Annotated in this window: 13 protein-coding genes; 5 read left to right on the plus strand and 8 right to left on the minus strand. The window is 51.5% G+C overall.

The window, feature by feature from the left end:
* Position 1 precedes the first annotated feature (1 nt).
* The 4 genes from lhpI (at position 2) to DFR47_RS09730 (ending at position 5150) form a co-directional block, all read left to right on the plus strand.
* Positions 2–964, plus strand: coding sequence for a bifunctional Delta(1)-pyrroline-2-carboxylate/Delta(1)-piperideine-2-carboxylate reductase (gene lhpI / locus DFR47_RS09715; protein ID WP_113944212.1), 963 nt, complete (start codon positions 2–4; stop codon positions 962–964).
* A gap of 175 nt (positions 965–1139) precedes the next feature.
* Complete coding sequence (locus DFR47_RS21760) at positions 1140–2132, plus strand: helix-turn-helix transcriptional regulator (RefSeq protein WP_170137475.1); 993 nt, start codon at positions 1140–1142, stop codon at positions 2130–2132.
* Between the two features lie 118 nt (positions 2133–2250).
* Positions 2251–3738: an amidase gene (locus DFR47_RS09725; RefSeq protein WP_245416523.1), complete on the plus strand. Its 1488-nt coding sequence runs from the start codon at positions 2251–2253 to the stop codon at positions 3736–3738.
* Positions 3739–3743: 5 nt separating this feature from the next.
* Positions 3744–5150 (plus strand): purine-cytosine permease family protein, encoded by a 1407-nt coding sequence (locus DFR47_RS09730; protein WP_245416524.1) that lies wholly within the window; start codon positions 3744–3746, stop codon positions 5148–5150.
* A gap of 126 nt (positions 5151–5276) precedes the next feature.
* Here the strand turns inward: DFR47_RS09730 and DFR47_RS09735 are convergent, their stop codons facing one another.
* The 8 genes from DFR47_RS09735 to DFR47_RS09770 are packed head-to-tail and all read right to left on the minus strand — an operon-like array spanning position 5277 to position 14437.
* Positions 5277–5894, minus strand: coding sequence for an FMN-binding negative transcriptional regulator (locus DFR47_RS09735; RefSeq protein WP_113944215.1), 618 nt, complete (start codon positions 5892–5894; stop codon positions 5277–5279).
* A 13-nt stretch (positions 5895–5907) separates the two neighbouring features.
* Entirely contained in the window at positions 5908–7359 is a 1452-nt protein-coding gene (locus DFR47_RS09740; RefSeq protein WP_113944216.1) for an amidase, read from the minus strand.
* 60 nt (positions 7360–7419) lie between these two features.
* Entirely contained in the window at positions 7420–8976 is a 1557-nt protein-coding gene (locus DFR47_RS09745; RefSeq protein ID WP_113944217.1) for an ABC transporter substrate-binding protein, read from the minus strand.
* 24 nt (positions 8977–9000) lie between these two features.
* Positions 9001–9852, minus strand: a complete 852-nt coding sequence (locus DFR47_RS09750) for an alpha/beta hydrolase family protein (protein WP_113944506.1) — start codon at positions 9850–9852, stop codon at positions 9001–9003.
* Between the two features lie 23 nt (positions 9853–9875).
* Complete coding sequence (locus tag DFR47_RS09755; protein WP_113944218.1) at positions 9876–11510, minus strand: ABC transporter ATP-binding protein; 1635 nt, start codon at positions 11508–11510, stop codon at positions 9876–9878.
* The gene (locus DFR47_RS09760) at positions 11507–12325 is read right to left on the minus strand and encodes an ABC transporter permease (RefSeq protein ID WP_113944219.1); all 819 of its coding nucleotides are present in this window, start codon (positions 12323–12325) and stop codon (positions 11507–11509) included. Before DFR47_RS09760 ends, DFR47_RS09755 begins: the two co-directional genes overlap by 4 nt.
* Positions 12322–13266 carry an ABC transporter permease gene (locus DFR47_RS09765; protein ID WP_113944220.1) on the minus strand — a complete coding sequence of 315 codons (945 nt, stop codon included), beginning with the start codon at positions 13264–13266 and terminating at the stop codon, positions 12322–12324. The genes DFR47_RS09760 and DFR47_RS09765 overlap by 4 nt, the downstream gene beginning before the upstream one ends.
* Before the next feature lie 4 nt (positions 13267–13270).
* A complete protein-coding gene (locus DFR47_RS09770) occupies positions 13271–14437 on the minus strand; it encodes a C45 family autoproteolytic acyltransferase/hydrolase (RefSeq protein ID WP_113944221.1) in 1167 nt (388 codons plus the stop codon).
* A gap of 222 nt (positions 14438–14659) precedes the next feature.
* On the opposite strand from DFR47_RS09770, the gene DFR47_RS09775 reads away from it, so the two are divergent.
* Positions 14660–15589, plus strand: coding sequence for a GntR family transcriptional regulator (locus tag DFR47_RS09775; RefSeq protein ID WP_113944222.1), 930 nt, complete (start codon positions 14660–14662; stop codon positions 15587–15589).
* Positions 15590–15632 lie beyond the last annotated feature (43 nt).

A 15632-nucleotide genomic window follows, 5' to 3' on the forward strand; every position in this document is an offset into this window, starting at 1 on the left:
TATGAATACAAATGAAGTCACGACTATTCCGGTTTATTCTCCGGAAGCAACAGCAGCTGCCTTGCCTTTCGGTGCCTTGATCGAAGCGCTGCGTGAAGCTTTTGGACAAAATCCGAAGGTTCCGTTGCGGCACCATCATCATATTCCGCAGAATGACAGTACTGATGCTACTCTTTTGCTGATGCCTGCATGGCAGACAAATGGTGGTGTCCTTGGCGTCAAGATTGTCACCATCTATCCGGGCAATGCTGCAAAGAAATTGCCGGGGCTGCACTCTACCTATCTGCTCTGTGACGGAGCAACAGGACAGCATCTTGCATTGCTGGATGGTAACCAGATTACAGTCAGACGAACTGTCGGCGTAGCAGCACTGGGTGCCTCGTTCTTAGCACGGAAAAATGCTTCCAAGCTTTTGCTTGTCGGAGCCGGTCGGGTAGGCTCAATGACACCGCATGCATTTAAAGAAGTCCGGCCGATTGATGAGGTGCGAGTCTGGGATATTGATAAAACCAATAGCGAACGCCTTGCTGCACGTCTGAATGATGAGGGGATGAAGGCTGTGGTGGTTGATGATTTGGAAGCGTCTGTGCGTAGCTCAGATATTGTGAGTTGCGCGACCCTTTCAACAGAGCCGTTAATCCGGTTTGAGTGGCTTTCACCTGGCACTCATGTGGATTTGATCGGCAGCTTCACGCCTGCAATGCGCGAAGCGGACAATGCATGTTTCAGCAATGGTTCTGTCTATATTGATTCACCGGATGCGCTCGAAGAGTCCGGTGATCTTATCGATCCGATAAAGGCCGGTGTGTTCAGCCCCTCTGCGATTTTGGGTACTTTGGCTGAACTCTGTCAAGGTAAAGCAGAAGCCCGCCGGTCGGATGAGCAAATCACTGTTTTTAAGGCTGTCGGAACCGGATTGTCCGACCTTGCCGCAGGAACATTGGCATTTAATACGTTGAAATAAATCTGATATCAGTTTCTTCGACGGGCCTTATCCTCGCAGTGCTCTGGGGGCTGCGAGGATAAGGATTATTCAGTTCAAAAACTCAAGTGATCGTCTTCGGATTACGCAGCCACATACAGATCGGTTTCAACATGAAAAATATGTGATATTTATATTTTCGTGTTGGAGGGGACATATGATGTATCGCGCCGCCGATTTAAGCTGTGTGAGGATGATATCCTCAATCATTGCCGATACCGCACCGCCGTCCGAAAAAGCTGAACTGGTACTTGATGAATTGTTCCGGCTTATCCCTTATGCTGCGGCGCAGATTTGTACATGGGATGAACATAAACATACACACTTTACTGTCGCGGCGCGTGGTTACTCCACCACTGTACGAACAGCACTTAACGGGGCTGGGTATCGTGACGATATCGTCTGGCCATTTTTGGAAAAAAATGAAGGTGCCGTTTTTTGGAAAGATTGCCCGTTTAATCGCGATGACTCTCCGTTTTATTCACGATTTTTAGCGCCTCAGGGCTACCGCGAAGGCGGTACGGTTTTACTGCGCAGTGCTAAAGGACATTATGCCGGTATGCTGATGATGAATTTGGAAACTTATCAGGCACCGGCAGAAACTGAACAGGCTTTACTAGGTATTGTCGGAGCAGGGCTTACTCCCTTAGTGGACAGGTTCCATCATGTTCGTCGTCTGGCTGCAATCTGCGCACCACAACGTGCAGCGATTGTCTATCACAACCTCTATGGCTGGATTGATATTAGCGGTGACGGATTGCCGCCGGAGGCTTTTTTACAAGTTGTTGGGGTTCCGGATATTGTAGCGCTTCCTGTCCGGTCGAATTGGCGTGATCCGGCAATGTCGTACTCACGCAAACGAAGTGATCGAGGCACAATTATCGCTTATGAAATTTATCCCCTGCATGATCAAAATTGCGAAATATTGCTGACGTGGGCACGAGAAACTTCGCCCCATCAGTTGACGGCTCGTGAAACAGAAGTGTTAGCTGCGTTAACACAAGGATTATCCAATACGCAAATTGGCAGGAAACTGGGTGTGAGTACGCGTACGGTCTCAACGCATGTTGAGCGGATACTTGATAAGTTAGATGTACCGACACGTGCAGCGGCAGCTTCAATTGCTGTTCGTATGGGGCTGGCGCACTGATTATATACGTCATTTGACGGATGCGGTTTTACACTTTGAGGCCATATATTTTTCCCTGACGAAACCACGATACGAGCGCATACAATGCGCTGCTCAAAAAGTTCGTCGGGGAGGCTTCTTGTCATTATCAGATATAACCGAATTATCGACGGCTGCTGCAATTGCTGATGCAGTTAAATCAGGCGAAGTTTCACCTGTCGAGGTGATTGATGCGACTATCCAACGTATAGAACAGCGTAATCCGAGCTTGAGTGCCGTGACATATCAGGATTATGCAGGAGCGCGTCAAGCAGCCCGGCAGCTTGAAAAAGCCATTATCAAAGGTGAGCCGACAGGTTCTTTAGCCGGTGTTCCGGTTTTGATGAAGGATTTATTCGGCTTTAAGCCAGGGTGGCCGGCCAGCTGCGGGCTGGTTTCGGTATTGCGTGATAATCTGGCAACGGGCTGGAGTATGTTTCCGCAAAGAATGGAAGCTGCCGGTGCCATTGTTCTGGGACAGACCAATAGTCCGGTTTTTGGTTTTCGCGGTACCACCGATAATAAAACTGTCGGCCCCACCCGCAACCCGTTTGACCTCACCCGTAATTCCGGAGGTTCCTCAGGAGGCAGTGCAGCAGCTGTTGCAGATGGTTTGGTTCCTCTGGCCGGTGCAACAGATGGCGGCGGTTCTATCCGCATACCGGCGGCGTGGTGCGGAGTGGTTGGATTTCAGCCATCCGCAGGACGGATACCGTTTATAGCACGTCCCAATGCTTTTGCGATATCTTGCTATTTATATGAGGGGCCGATTACCCGTACGGTAAAAGATGCAGCTTTAGCAATGACAGCCTTACAAGGGGCTGATGTGCGTGATCCTTCGTCATTGAGTGTCGATGCAGATTTCCAGCAGGCATTGGTGCAGGGTGTTAAAGGTAAGAGAATAGGATTTACGCCCGATTTTGGCATCTTTCCTGTTGAGCTAAAAATTAAAGAACTGGTTACAAGTGCGGTTAATACATTCGCAAATGCAGGCGCGATTGTTGAAAATATACATATTGGATTTGATTATTCACAAAGTGAACTGAGTGCTTTATGGAGCCGGATTACAGCAATCGGCGTTTATAATACGCTTGAAGAATTGAAAAACAAAGGGCGTGATTTACGGTCGCTTTGTCCGGATGAGCTACCCGACAGCATGATGCGTTGGGTTGATGCTGTGCCGTCCTATACATTTCAGCAATTGAGTGAAGATCAGAAAATCCGCACACGTATATATGACCGTTTTACGGCTCTGTTCGAAACTTATGATTACATTGTCGCTCCGACACTTGCTGCAATGCCTGTTCTCAATTCAACAGATGGTGAAACACAAGGGCCTTGTAAGATTAACGGAGAAACAGTGGATCCGTTGATCGGCTGGTGCATGACTTACCTGACAAATTATACCGGCAATCCGAGCGCATCTGTTCCGGCGGGACTGGTAGATGGTTTGCCTGTCGGCCTGATGGTCATCGGCCGCAGGCATGATGATGCCGGAGTGATGTCCGCTATTGCGGCTTTTGAGAGCGAGAGACCCTGGGAGGGAATCTACCGTATTCCGGAAGGGAGGTCCTTGGACAGACCCTGACCGGTTTGACGGATAAGCACATAAAATCAGATCAAGAAGCGGGGGTAACTCGCGGCCATTGCCATGGAGGAAAAGGCATGGAACAGCATAAAATTAAAAATAGGGATGATGGTGAATTACTGGCGAATGAATACGAACACGAACCGGTTCCCGCATTTGCGCGCCGTAGTGTCGCCTCCGTTACGACAGTCTGGTTAGGATTTCCAATGATTATCACCTGTGCCATGACCGGTTCGATGCTGGTGGCAAGTATGGGATTTTCAAAGGCTTTCTGGGCTATTATTACCGGTAACATTTTATTGTTTTTGCTGGTGTCCGTAATCGGGGCTGTAGGCGCACGTACGGGTATGAACTTTGCGCTACTGGCAAGCAATGTTTTTGGCAGGCGCGGCTATGTTGCAGCTTCAGGCTTGCTGTCTTTACTGATCCTTGGCTGGTTTGCGGTACAGGTGGGTTTTACCGGCAATATTCTGCACGCAGCTTTCGGGTATAATTATTTCATTATCTCACTCATTGCAGGGCTGTTTTATCTTGGCATTACCCTGATAGGTATTCGCGGATTACATTGGATTGGAGTAATCTCGGTGCCTACATTTATCATTCTCGGCACATGGGTGGCTTTTGATGCGGTGTCACGTTCGAATCTTGCTGATGTCTGGGCTTATGCAGGAAATGAAAATGGCGTGCCGATGGCTTTTGGCGTGGCTATAACTGTGGTGATCGGTTTGTTTATTGACGGGGCAACCGTCTCACCCGATTTTAATCGTTGGGCAAAAAACAGTACTCATTCATCTGTTGCTGCTTTTATTACTTTCCCGATTGCTCATACTTACGCGCTGTTGCTGGGAGCCGTGATGACTGCTGCATTGGCATTGCCTGAGGCCGATCCGTTTGCTTTGGACAATATGGTTGGCTATATTTTAAAATATGGCGCGCCATGGTTGCTGCCGCTGGCAATCATCTTTCCATTTATCAGTTTCGGTTCTGTGTGTTCGCACAATCTTTATATGTCGGCGGTAAACTGGTCTCGCATCGTTGGTGTTAAAATGCGTACTGCAGCAGTTATGCTGGCCGTGTTCGGTATTGCGATTGCGGCTGGCAATGTGTGGTCTTATTTCATTCCGTGGCTTAATTTGCTCGGTATTTTAGTACCACCGGTTGGCGCTATTTTTGCCGTGCATTTTTATACCGTGTCACGTGACCCCGTACCGGTTGACTCATGGCGTCTAAGTGCTTTTGCTGCCTGGGGAGTTGGTTCTCTCGCCGCCTATCTGATTGATCATTTTGCTCCGCAAATGTCGACGTCTATTTCATCATTCTGTGCTGCTGCGATTGCTTATTGGATTATTTCCCATCTGGTCGTGGCAAAACAGGGAGCGGGGCGTGAAATTGTTCAAAATATAAGTAATTAAAATCGGAATTTTCATTTGTCACGGGTGGAAGTTACAAGATGTAATCGCCGCCCGTGACATGCTTATATCTATGCCTATATTTCTTCATCGGGATAAAATCTCAAAAGCCGATCTCTATGCGGTTGGTTAAAGCTTGCAATAATCCCGCATCCGGTTGGCCAACGCTTGCTGGTCATCTTTATCCAGCTGTTCGGTTGCGGCTTTCATGTCACCGCTGCGTTCATCCTGCCCGAGCTTGAATTTCACTTCCATCTTTTCGATAGGCATGGTGTAACCGAGAATATTTGGCAGGCGGCGCCCCATGCCACCGGGGCCAAGCTCTTTCATTTGCCACGGCTTGTCACGGCCGCGCTCCATATGGACCACCAGATCCTGCAAATGCTGAACAGTCTCGGCATCGCTCATAATTTCCGGCTTGCCATGAATATGCGCGACCATAAAGCTCCATGTCGGCGCACTGTCACGCTGCGGGTAATTCGGATACCACGAGGAGGAAATATAGCTGCCCTGATCCATCAGAATAGCCACAGAGGGCAGACCGGCGCGCAAATATTGTCCGTGATCATTATTCATCGCAATGTGAGAGATCAGACGACGGTTTTGCCGGTCAATCATAAAGACCGGATGGGAGATCGCCACGCCGTTTTCATGCGGGGTAATCAGCGTACCCAGCACAGTGCGATCAATAAGATCAAAAATCTCATCGTCATTATGCGGCTGAAAATAGTCTTTGGTATAAAGCATGTGTTTGATGTCCTCAGGCGCAAATCGCAGGGCGGCGACTATCCCACGGATAGGCACGTTCAAGCTGGGCGGCCAATGTCAGAAGGGTTTCTTCCTTGCCATTTGCCGCAATGAACTGCATGCCGAGCGGTGTGTTTTCTGCGGTTTGCAGCAGCGGAACACTCATAGCAGGCGCACCGGCGGCATTGACCGGATGGGTGAACATGGTCAGTTCCATGAACTGGCGGGCAAAATGCTTCCAGTCATTTGAGCGGACATTCAATGTGCCTTTATCGAAAGGCAGACATGGCAATACGGGTGACAGCACCACATCCACGGTGCTGAACATGCGTCCGAAACTGCGGGCGGTTGCGTTGACCTGATTGCGGGCACGCAGAATATCCAGACCACTGAGTGAGCGACCATATTCGGCAAGGCCGAGATTGCTTGGCTCAAAGAAGTCACTATTGATTGGCTTGTCGAAATCACGCGCCAGATCATCCACTTCCATCGCCGTATAGGTGGCCACCAGTCTGGTGAAAGCATCGCTTAAAGCCTGCGCATCATAATCCGGTGTGATCTCAACAATCTCATGTCCAAGAGCCGCACACATATCTGCGGTTTTATGCAGGGCTTCCAGTACAGCCTGCTCGACCGGTGTTTCCAAGCCGGTTTTCTGCCACAGTCCGATGCGCAATTTACGCGGCGTCTGATTGACCGCCTGCATGAATGTACCGGTTTTGGCCGGCGCACTGTAAAGCGCGCCTTGCTCCGGAGCATCAGTCAGATCGAGCAACAAAGCGCTGTCGCGCACTGAACGGGTCAGGACGTGATGGCTCACCAGCCCGCCCCAGTTTTCAGTCGAAACAGGGCCGCAAGGAACCCGTCCGCGGGACGGGCGCAGGCCAAACAGGCCGGAGCAGACGGCTGGGATACGGATAGAACCGGCACCGTCATTGCCATAGGCTACCGGAACCATGCGCGCGGCAACGGCCGCCGCTGCACCACCCGAGGAGCCGCCAATGCTTTTGCTGACATCCCATGGATTGAGCGTTGCACCATGCAGGCTTGGCTCGGTGGCAATATTGCAGGAGAATTCCGGTAAATTGGTTTTGCCGATGATGACCAGACCGGCAGCACGATAACGGGTCACCAGTTCATGATCCCGCTCAGGCACATTACCATCGGCTGCACGGCAGCCATAGGACATTGGTGCACTGGCATAAGACGGACAGTCGTCTTTCAGCAAGGTCGGCACACCAAACAGCGCCCCCTGATCCTGCGGGGATTGAGCGGCAAGCTGGTGCAATTGTTCGTCTGCTGCATCGCGCATTTCGCAGATGACGGCATTCAGTTGCGGATTAACACGGGCAATGGCTGTAAAAGCTTCATCAACCGCTTCACGCGGAGAAAGCACTTTGTCCTTAATGGCTTGCGCCAGACCTGTTGCATCACTGTCAGTATAATTAAATTCAGGCGCGGCCATAGGAGGTCCTGTTCATAAAGGGGAGAACGATGCCGGAATATCCGGCATCGCGAATTAGTTTCAGTCTTTTTTGCTCACGCCCCAGAGACGGTGAGTACCGGCCGGCCAGCCTTTGTAATCCGCAACTTTAGGATTAAGCGCTGTAATTGTCGGCAGGTTGAACAGGCCGATGATCGGCACTTGCTTTGCCGCCAGCTGATGCAGCTCATTGTAGATTTTCTTACGCTCTTCGAAGTCCTGCGTATTCGCAGCCTTGGTGCGCAAAGCAATGGCTTCCTTGTCATCCCACTGATGCGCAGGCTCCTGTGCTTTGTCGCCGATCAGCGACTGGTACATCAGCAGCGGGTCAAGGCGTGCGGAATAAGCAAAAATTTCCATCTCATAATCGCCGCGGCGATAACGGTCGAGCTGGGTTGCCCAGTCACGCACTTCCAGCTGGGCATTGATGCCTGCCATGTTGAGCATGGCCTGTACAATGGTTGCGACCTGCACACGATCATCGCGGTTGGAAACCAGCAGGCTGATCGGCTCGCCATTATAACCGGCTTCAGTCAGCAGGGCGCGCGCCTTCTCCACATCATAAGCAGGCCAGGTGGCGGTGCTTTCATCGCGATACGGGCTTTCCGACGGGATGATAGACGGATTGGCAACATAGCGTCCTTCGCCAACAGCACCGACAAGCTGTGTCAGATCAATGGCATGTGCAATGGCCTGACGCATACGCACATCTTTGAGGCGCGGAGCATTGGTTTGCAGATGCAGGGTCATCCATGATGGTGTTTGCTGAATGTCGACATTCATGGATTTTGCGGTCAGCGTATCGATCAGTGTCGGATCGACTTCGTCGATCATCTCAATATCACCGGCAACAAGACCATTGCTGCGGGTGCTGGCATCAGGAACCGTCATAAAGCGCAGGGTCGGAATAAGCGCCTGTTTGTTACCGGCATAGCCGTCTTTGTCTCCGGCAAGGGCGCTGTAATCATCGAATTTTTTCAGTTCAACATAGCGACCGGTTTGCCATTCGTTGAACAGATAGGGGCCGGTACCGACAGGCTTGTCAAATTTGCCGTCCGCAGCCACAGAAGAGGGGTGGAGTATCCACGGTGTGCACTGAATTGTCGCCAGCGTCATCAGAAAATTCGGTGCCGGTGCGTTGAATTTCACCGTAACCGTATAGTCATCCGCAGCGCTTACATCTTCAATCGCAGCGCCGATGGTGCCATTATAACGGCCGGTACATTGAAAGTCGGTTTCTGCATTCAAATAGCGCTTGAAATTCCAGACAACATCTTCAGCCTTCATTTCACTGCCATTGTGAAACTTTACGCCTTTACGCAAATGAAACACATATTCTGTTGCTTCCGGATTGCTGCTCCAGCTCTCGGCCAGCATCGGCTTAATGGTCAGGTCTTCACCATAGGCAACCAAACCTTCAACCACATGCGCCAGAACCATATCTGACGGACCATCACGGTTTACACCCGGATTTTTACTGCCGATATCGGAGTGCAGAGCCAGCCGCAGAGTTTGCCCTTCCTGCGCGGAGGCAGCAAAGGAGAGGCTGCTTACCATGATGCTGAATGCCAGCACTTTCAGACTGTTTTTAAAAATCATATTATTCCCCTGTTTTTATAATTTTTAGTAACGACCTTGCACAACATCCGTGAAGAATGCCTCTGCGGGCTCAATCACGCGGAAAGGCTCATGGGCGACACCGGCCACAGTATCGCGGCGTACCCGAATGCCCTGTGTTTCAAAAGATTTGGCCAAAGCTTCAATGCGATCCAGCCGGTTTTCCCCCATCAGATCGGCACCATCCATCCAGAAGGCGCTGTCACGCGGAATGGCTATTTCCCATGTGAGATTGTCTTCCGTGCCGATCAGGGTCTGCACTTTCACTTCGCGCATAGCATCGAGATTGATTTTTTTGCCAAACAGAGCTTCGATATTTCGGGTGCCGACCCACCAGTCATAATCGGAGTTGAGCAGGGTCACGACGCCCGGTGCGCCGATAGACACAGCTGTCAGGCGTTCCGGATGCAGCATGAAAAACCGCTGGCTGAACTGACCACCACCGGAGAAGCCATACATCATAAAGCGATTATCTTTGAGGCGGTATTTGGCAGCCACCTCATCGACCATCGACAGCAGAATTTCATCATAGCGAATATCGTGAAATTTGATGCGCTTGTAATTGGAAAGCTCATCTTTCTGGATAATGCCGACCGGAAACAGCGGTGCCAGAATAATGCAGTCGTTCTTCTCGGCGAAGTCAGCAAACCGGTCACGATATTGCGATGCCGTACGCCCTGTGCCATGTACAATCACGACAAGATTATAGGTTTTTGTATCTGTTTCGCTATAGGATTCAGGTACATAGAGGCAATAGCTGAAGCGTTGATCCTGCTGACTGGCAAAGAACGGCGTGGCACCGAAATCATAAAAGCTGAGCTTAATGCCGTGGCCTTCGCGTTTAACAGTTGATGACATATTTTCCTCCCCATATGGGTTCATTATGCGGCTTCGTTGCGCCATTTCAGGCGTACGCCGCCGGTGCCGGTCGTTTCTAAAATCGGGATCGCCGAAAGCAGCTGACGTGTATAATCCGTCTGCGGATGGTCAAAGATTGCGTCCCGTGTGCCTTGCTCGATAATCTTGCCGTCTTTCATCACCACCACGCGGTCTGCGATCTGCTCCACCACCCCGAGATCATGGCTGATAAACAGGCAGGCAAAGCCATAGCGCTCCTGTAATTCCGCCAGTAGATCCAGCACTTGTGCACGCACAGTCACATCCAGAGCGGATACGGCTTCATCGGCAATCAGAAAAGCAGGGCGACGTACGAGAGCGCGGGCAATGGCAATACGCTGGCGCTGACCACCGGAAAGCTCATGCGGAAAGCGTTCTGCAAAATCACCGCCAAGGCCGACATCCTCCAGCGTGCTTTTCACCAGAGCGCTTTTTTCTGCTGCACTTAAACCCTCTGATAAACGCAGTGGCTCTGCCACGAGCTGCCCGATTTTCATCCGTGGGTCGAGGGATGAGTAGGGATCCTGAAACACAAGCTGGCAATTGAACCGGTAATCATTGAAATGATTATTTTTACGACTGACCTGTTGGCCTTTATAGCTGAGTGTGCCGGATTTAGGCTGTACGAGACCGGCGATAACCCGCGCCAGCGTCGTTTTTCCGGAGCCGGAGCCGCCGACAATCGCCACGACTTCTTTCGGGAAAATTGTAACGCTTACATCATCCAATGCGGTTTTAACCGGTGCTTTTTGAAACAGGCTTTTATTACCGATAAAATCGACAATGATATTATCTGCCTGCATCAGAGCTTCACCGCTTGCAGGCGCACGGGCAGGAATGCGGCGTGGCAATGTTGAAAGCAGTTTGCGGGTATAATCATGCTGCGGATTGCTCAGAACCTGCTCGGTCAGGCCTTCCTCAACCAGATCACCGTAGCGCATCACAACAATACGGTCGCAATAACGCGCGACCATCGGCAGATCATGGCTGATCAGCAAAACGGAGGTGCTGTTCTCGCGGGTCAGTTTGAGCAGCAGTTCCATGATTTCGCGCTGGACAACGGCGTCGAGCGCAGTTGTTGGCTCGTCCGCAATCAGCAAATCCGGTTGCAGCAACATGGCCGAAGCAATCATAATACGCTGACGCATGCCACCGGAGAACTGGTGCGGATGGGCACTCAGTGCTTTTTCACCGTCCTTGATGCCGACCTTTTCCAGCATGTTAATGATCTTAAGCCGCCGCTCTTTTTTGCTTTCCTGCGGATAGTGCAGTTCCAGCCCTTCTTCCAGCTGCCGGCCAATCGTCAAAGACGGATTGAGCGAGGTCATCGGCTCCTGAAAGATCATAGCAATGCGCTTGCCGCGAATAGAGCGAATGGCTGTACCATTCATGGCAAAAACATCTTCGTCGTCGAAGCGGATGGTTCCATTGATCGGCTGAATGGTTTTCGGCAGCAATTTCATGACGGCGCGTGCCACCATGGTCTTACCGGAGCCGGATTCGCCAACCACGCCGACAATCTCACCGGAGCCGACATGGAAACTGACCTGTTTTACCACCTGCGGGCCGCTCTGGCCGACACGCAATGTCAGGCTGTCGATTTCAAGTAGCGGGTTCATGAGCGTTTCCTCAGTCGTGGATCGAGCAGATCGCGCAGGGCATCGCCAAGCAGATTGACGCCAAGCAGGGTGAGCGAAATAGCAAGGCCGGGGAAAATACCGAGCCACATGGCCTGCTCGATATGAGCGCGGCTACCGGCCAGCATATTGCCCCAGGTTGGTGCGGGAGGAGCAACACCAAGGCCAAGGAAACTGAGGGAACTTTCGGCGAGCAAAACCCAGCCCAGCATGGAGGTCGCCATAACTGTGATTGGTGCCAGGCAATTGGGCAGAACATGGCGCAGCATGGTGAAGAACTCAGAATTGCCCATTAAGCGGGACGCCTGAATATATTCAAGCTCACGGATGGACAGTACCGTGCCACGCACAATACGGATGACCGAGGACATATAGGCCAGCGCCAGTGCGAGAATGATACCTTTTTCATTGGCGCCAAAAACAGCAAGCAGCCCCAATGCCAGCAACATGCCGGGGAAGGCCATCAATGCGTCATTGACGGCCATTAGAATGCGGTCGAACCAACCGCGCAGGAAACCGGTCAAGGCACCAAGAAACACACCAAATATTGTCGCGAGCAATACGGTCAGCAGGCTGATACGGGCGGAAGCTGCCGCACCGCGCATCAGGCGGCTGAGGACATCGCGGCCATATTCATCAGTGCCGAACGGGTGGGCAAAGCTGGGTGCCGCGAGTTTGGCAGCAAAATTGAGTGCCAGCGGGTCATAGGGTGTCCAGAAGGAACCAACCAGCATAACACAGCCGATACTGCCGACCAGAGTGCCGCCGATGAGAAGGTTTAAAGGCAGATGTTTCATTGTGCCGTCACCTTCGGATCAAAATACGGATAGACGAGATCAACAATCAGATTCACCACCACGTAGATACCGGCGATGAACAACAGGCAGCCCTGAATAACCGGATAGTCACGGGCAAAGATCGCATTAACCAGCAGACGGCCAAGACCTGGAATGGTGAAAACCGTTTCAACAACCGCAACACCGGCCAGAAGATTGCCGAGGATGAGACCAAGCAATGTCCATGTCGGGCCGAATGCATTGCGGAAAGCATGGCGCCACATCACGGTGCCTTCAGACAGGCCTTTGGCACGGGCATGCATAATATATTCAAGGTTCAGCACTTCCAGTGTCGAAGCGCGCGCCATACGCATGATAACGCCGATCTCATGGAGAAACAGCGTCATCACCGGCAGGATCAGATAGATCAGCGCGGCCTTCGGGCTTTCTGAAAAACTGACATAGCCGACAACTGGCAGCCAGCCGAGCTTCATGCCGAAGCCAAGGATCAGCAACAGCCCCATCCAGAATGTCGGGATAGAGAGCAGTAATGTCGCGCAGCTGACAACAGTAAAATCTGTGAGGCTGTTTTGCTTCCATGCTGCGATCATACCCAGCGGTACAGCAACCAGAGTTGCCAGCACTACGGCAGTAAATACGATCGTGGCACTGGTGGAAAAGCGGTCAAGGATCAGCCCTAAAACCGGTTCTTTATTGGCGATGGAAACGCCAAAATCACCCTGCAGAATATTGCCTGCCCAGATGAAAAACTGCGTGGCAATACTTTGGTTTAGCCCCAGTCTTTCACGCAGGGCTTCCAGCGCTGCGGCATCTGCCGCATCGCCGAGCATCATCGCTGCCGGATCGCCCGGGATCATGCGGACGATGACGAAAACCGCCACCGCCACAATGATCAGCGTAGGAATAGCCATGACTATTCTTGTCAGTGCAAATCGAAGCATGGCCTTAGCCTTTTATCGATACAGCCTGCGCAGGTTTTCCGGCATCCGCAGGTACCGGCGTGTCATTGCGCAGTGTATAGCTGGTGAAGGTACGGTTGAGCGCCGGCAAAGGGGCAATTTCCATGAAATTCAACGCGGCTTCCATGATAACCATGGCAACGGTTGCGGTGAGATTGCTGGTGTCGCTCGGGCGTGGCGGACGGCAAACAGCAAATGGCGTGAGAAAATCATCAAACAGGGCAGTTTTCAGCGCCTGACGATCGAGCTTCTCACCCTGCTGTTCAAGGATTTTACGCACGCGCCAGTCACGATAGAAGCTTTCTGCTACATAAGGACGACCGGTATCCACCAGTTTGGACAATGCGACAGGGCTGACCCAGTGATTGGCATGCACGATCAGGTCGTTTTCAGGATACAGCGGGAATGCCTCATCCGGCGCACATTCAAAATCAATACCGAAACCGGCAGCACTCGCAATCATAATATTGTTAGAGCAGGATTTTGGTGTGGTTGCTACAGTCTTGATTGCTTTAGCAAAATGTTCCTGCTCAAGCACTTTACGGCGCAGCAGACCCAGCGGTACACCGAGTTTTTTATAATCGCGGTCACATTCCAGATAATTGGCAGTAATCGTAATGCCTGCCTCATTGAAGCCGCTGCGTGCCAGACCGCCAGCCTCAACAAAGGTGACATAATCCGGTCCGTCTTCGCGCTGAACGCGCAGAACAACACCGGTTTCAGCACATTCCGCACGCCAGTCCCAGTTCTGGCCGTGCACCAGATTTCCGGTTTTGCTGCGTTCCGGCATGATCAGAGCGCCGGTACAGCCGTCATCCAGATCATCCTCTTCCGGCGCGCCGGTCATGGTACGTGCCATGGCCACAACTTCGGTACGGGCATTGATCATCACAATGTCTTCAAAAGCAACGCCGGAGCCATCGCTGATGCCGCGCATTTCTTCCAGATAGAGTGGTTCAAATTCGGTAATCTTGGCCGCGCAATCATCAATCAGCTTGCTTTTTTGTGCAGATGAAAGACCGAAGCCGGTCAGTGTGCCGGTATAGAGCTCAGCACTGCGTGTAATACGTGATTTCAGCAAGACCCCGTATTGACGACCACGCTCATAGGCTTCTCCGGTCAGGGCTACAAAAGGAAATGGCTCAATCGTCATTGGGGTGTCCTGTATTGTATTTTGTATTTATGTAATACACATCCTATGTCTATTTAAGGAAGTCAACAGAATTTTGATTGAAATTATACAAATTTGAAAATGACTGATTTTTATGCGGCATATGAATGGGCAAGTTGCCTCTTGCAGTAAGGGCAGCACTCGTGCATAGCTGTATCTGGTACGGTGCCTGGATTATGTATAAACAAAAAACAGAAATGGCTCATGGTTTCACAGCGGGAAGTACAGGGAAATACAGCTGAATCTGCCGGTTTCGACTGGGAGCTGAGCGGCTTGCAGGCGGATGTGGCGCGCAAGGTTCTCGCGCTGATCGGTTCCGGTAAATGGCAGTTACAAGAGCGTATTTCGGATGCTGCACTGTCGCGGGAGCTGAATGTTTCTCGCTCGCCCGTACGCTATGTGCTGAATCTGCTGACCGAATATGGTCTTGTCGCGCATGTGGCAGGCAAGGGGTATCATCTCACAAGAATGCCTGCGGAAGGTGAGTTGATTGATCAGCTGATACCGGAATCAGAAAATACCAATCTTTATAATGATCTTATGACCGCACGCGCCATGGGCGTTATTGGTACGGAAGTTTCCGAAACAGAGCTGGTGGAGCAGTTTAAGGCGACGCGCGGAGCTGTGCGCCGCGCCTTGATGCGCTTTTCTGCTGAAGGACTGGCAGAGCGGCTGCCAGGGCATGGCTGGCGTTTCACAGAGTCGCTGGACAATGAACGCGCGGTGCAAGAGAGCTATACATTCCGTCTTGTGGTGGAGTGTGGTGCTCTGATGCAACCCGATTATGCCCCGCAGGAAGATCAGCTTCAGGCATTGCTGCGTCAGCAACAGGCTATTCTTGATCTGCCGGTTGGCCAGCTTTCCAAAGATGCATGGTTCCATGCCAATGCGACTTTTCACGAAGCCATTGTTTCATGGGCGAATAACAGGTTCTTCACGCAATCTGTTCGCTGGCAGAACAGCTTGCGGCGTATGACTGAATATGCGGATTTTGGCAAGCTGAGTGAAAAACGGCTGCATGATGCCTGCCACGATCATATGGCAATCTTACGGGCGATACAGGACGGCGATATCAACTTTGCCGCTGCATTACTACGCCGCCATATTTCCCGTTCCAGCCGCGATGATTTGTAAATATTCTCAAAGTTTTGCAAAAACTGATCAGGAAGGGGCGTCC

It is taken from the genome of Pseudochrobactrum asaccharolyticum (assembly GCF_003314995.1).
In the GTDB taxonomy this organism is placed as follows: domain Bacteria; phylum Pseudomonadota; class Alphaproteobacteria; order Rhizobiales; family Rhizobiaceae; genus Pseudochrobactrum; species Pseudochrobactrum asaccharolyticum.

Excerpts from the sequence above, each read along its gene's own strand:
- lhpI (WP_113944212.1), top strand. The coding sequence starts at position 2 with ATGAATACAAATGAAGTCACGACTATTCCGGTTTATTCTCCGGAAGCA.
- DFR47_RS21760 (WP_170137475.1), top strand. The coding sequence starts at position 1,140 with ATGATGTATCGCGCCGCCGATTTAAGCTGTGTGAGGATGATATCCTCA.
- DFR47_RS09735 (WP_113944215.1), bottom strand. The coding sequence starts at position 5,894 with ATGCTTTATACCAAAGACTATTTTCAGCCGCATAATGACGATGAGATT.
- DFR47_RS09740 (WP_113944216.1), bottom strand. The coding sequence starts at position 7,359 with ATGGCCGCGCCTGAATTTAATTATACTGACAGTGATGCAACAGGTCTG.
- DFR47_RS09745 (WP_113944217.1), bottom strand. The coding sequence starts at position 8,976 with ATGATTTTTAAAAACAGTCTGAAAGTGCTGGCATTCAGCATCATGGTA.
- DFR47_RS09750 (WP_113944506.1), bottom strand. The coding sequence starts at position 9,852 with ATGTCATCAACTGTTAAACGCGAAGGCCACGGCATTAAGCTCAGCTTT.
- DFR47_RS09755 (WP_113944218.1), bottom strand. The coding sequence starts at position 11,510 with ATGAACCCGCTACTTGAAATCGACAGCCTGACATTGCGTGTCGGCCAG.
- DFR47_RS09760 (WP_113944219.1), bottom strand. The coding sequence starts at position 12,325 with ATGAAACATCTGCCTTTAAACCTTCTCATCGGCGGCACTCTGGTCGGC.
- DFR47_RS09765 (WP_113944220.1), bottom strand. The coding sequence starts at position 13,266 with ATGCTTCGATTTGCACTGACAAGAATAGTCATGGCTATTCCTACGCTG.
- DFR47_RS09770 (WP_113944221.1), bottom strand. The coding sequence starts at position 14,437 with ATGACGATTGAGCCATTTCCTTTTGTAGCCCTGACCGGAGAAGCCTAT.
- DFR47_RS09775 (WP_113944222.1), top strand. The coding sequence starts at position 14,660 with ATGGTTTCACAGCGGGAAGTACAGGGAAATACAGCTGAATCTGCCGGT.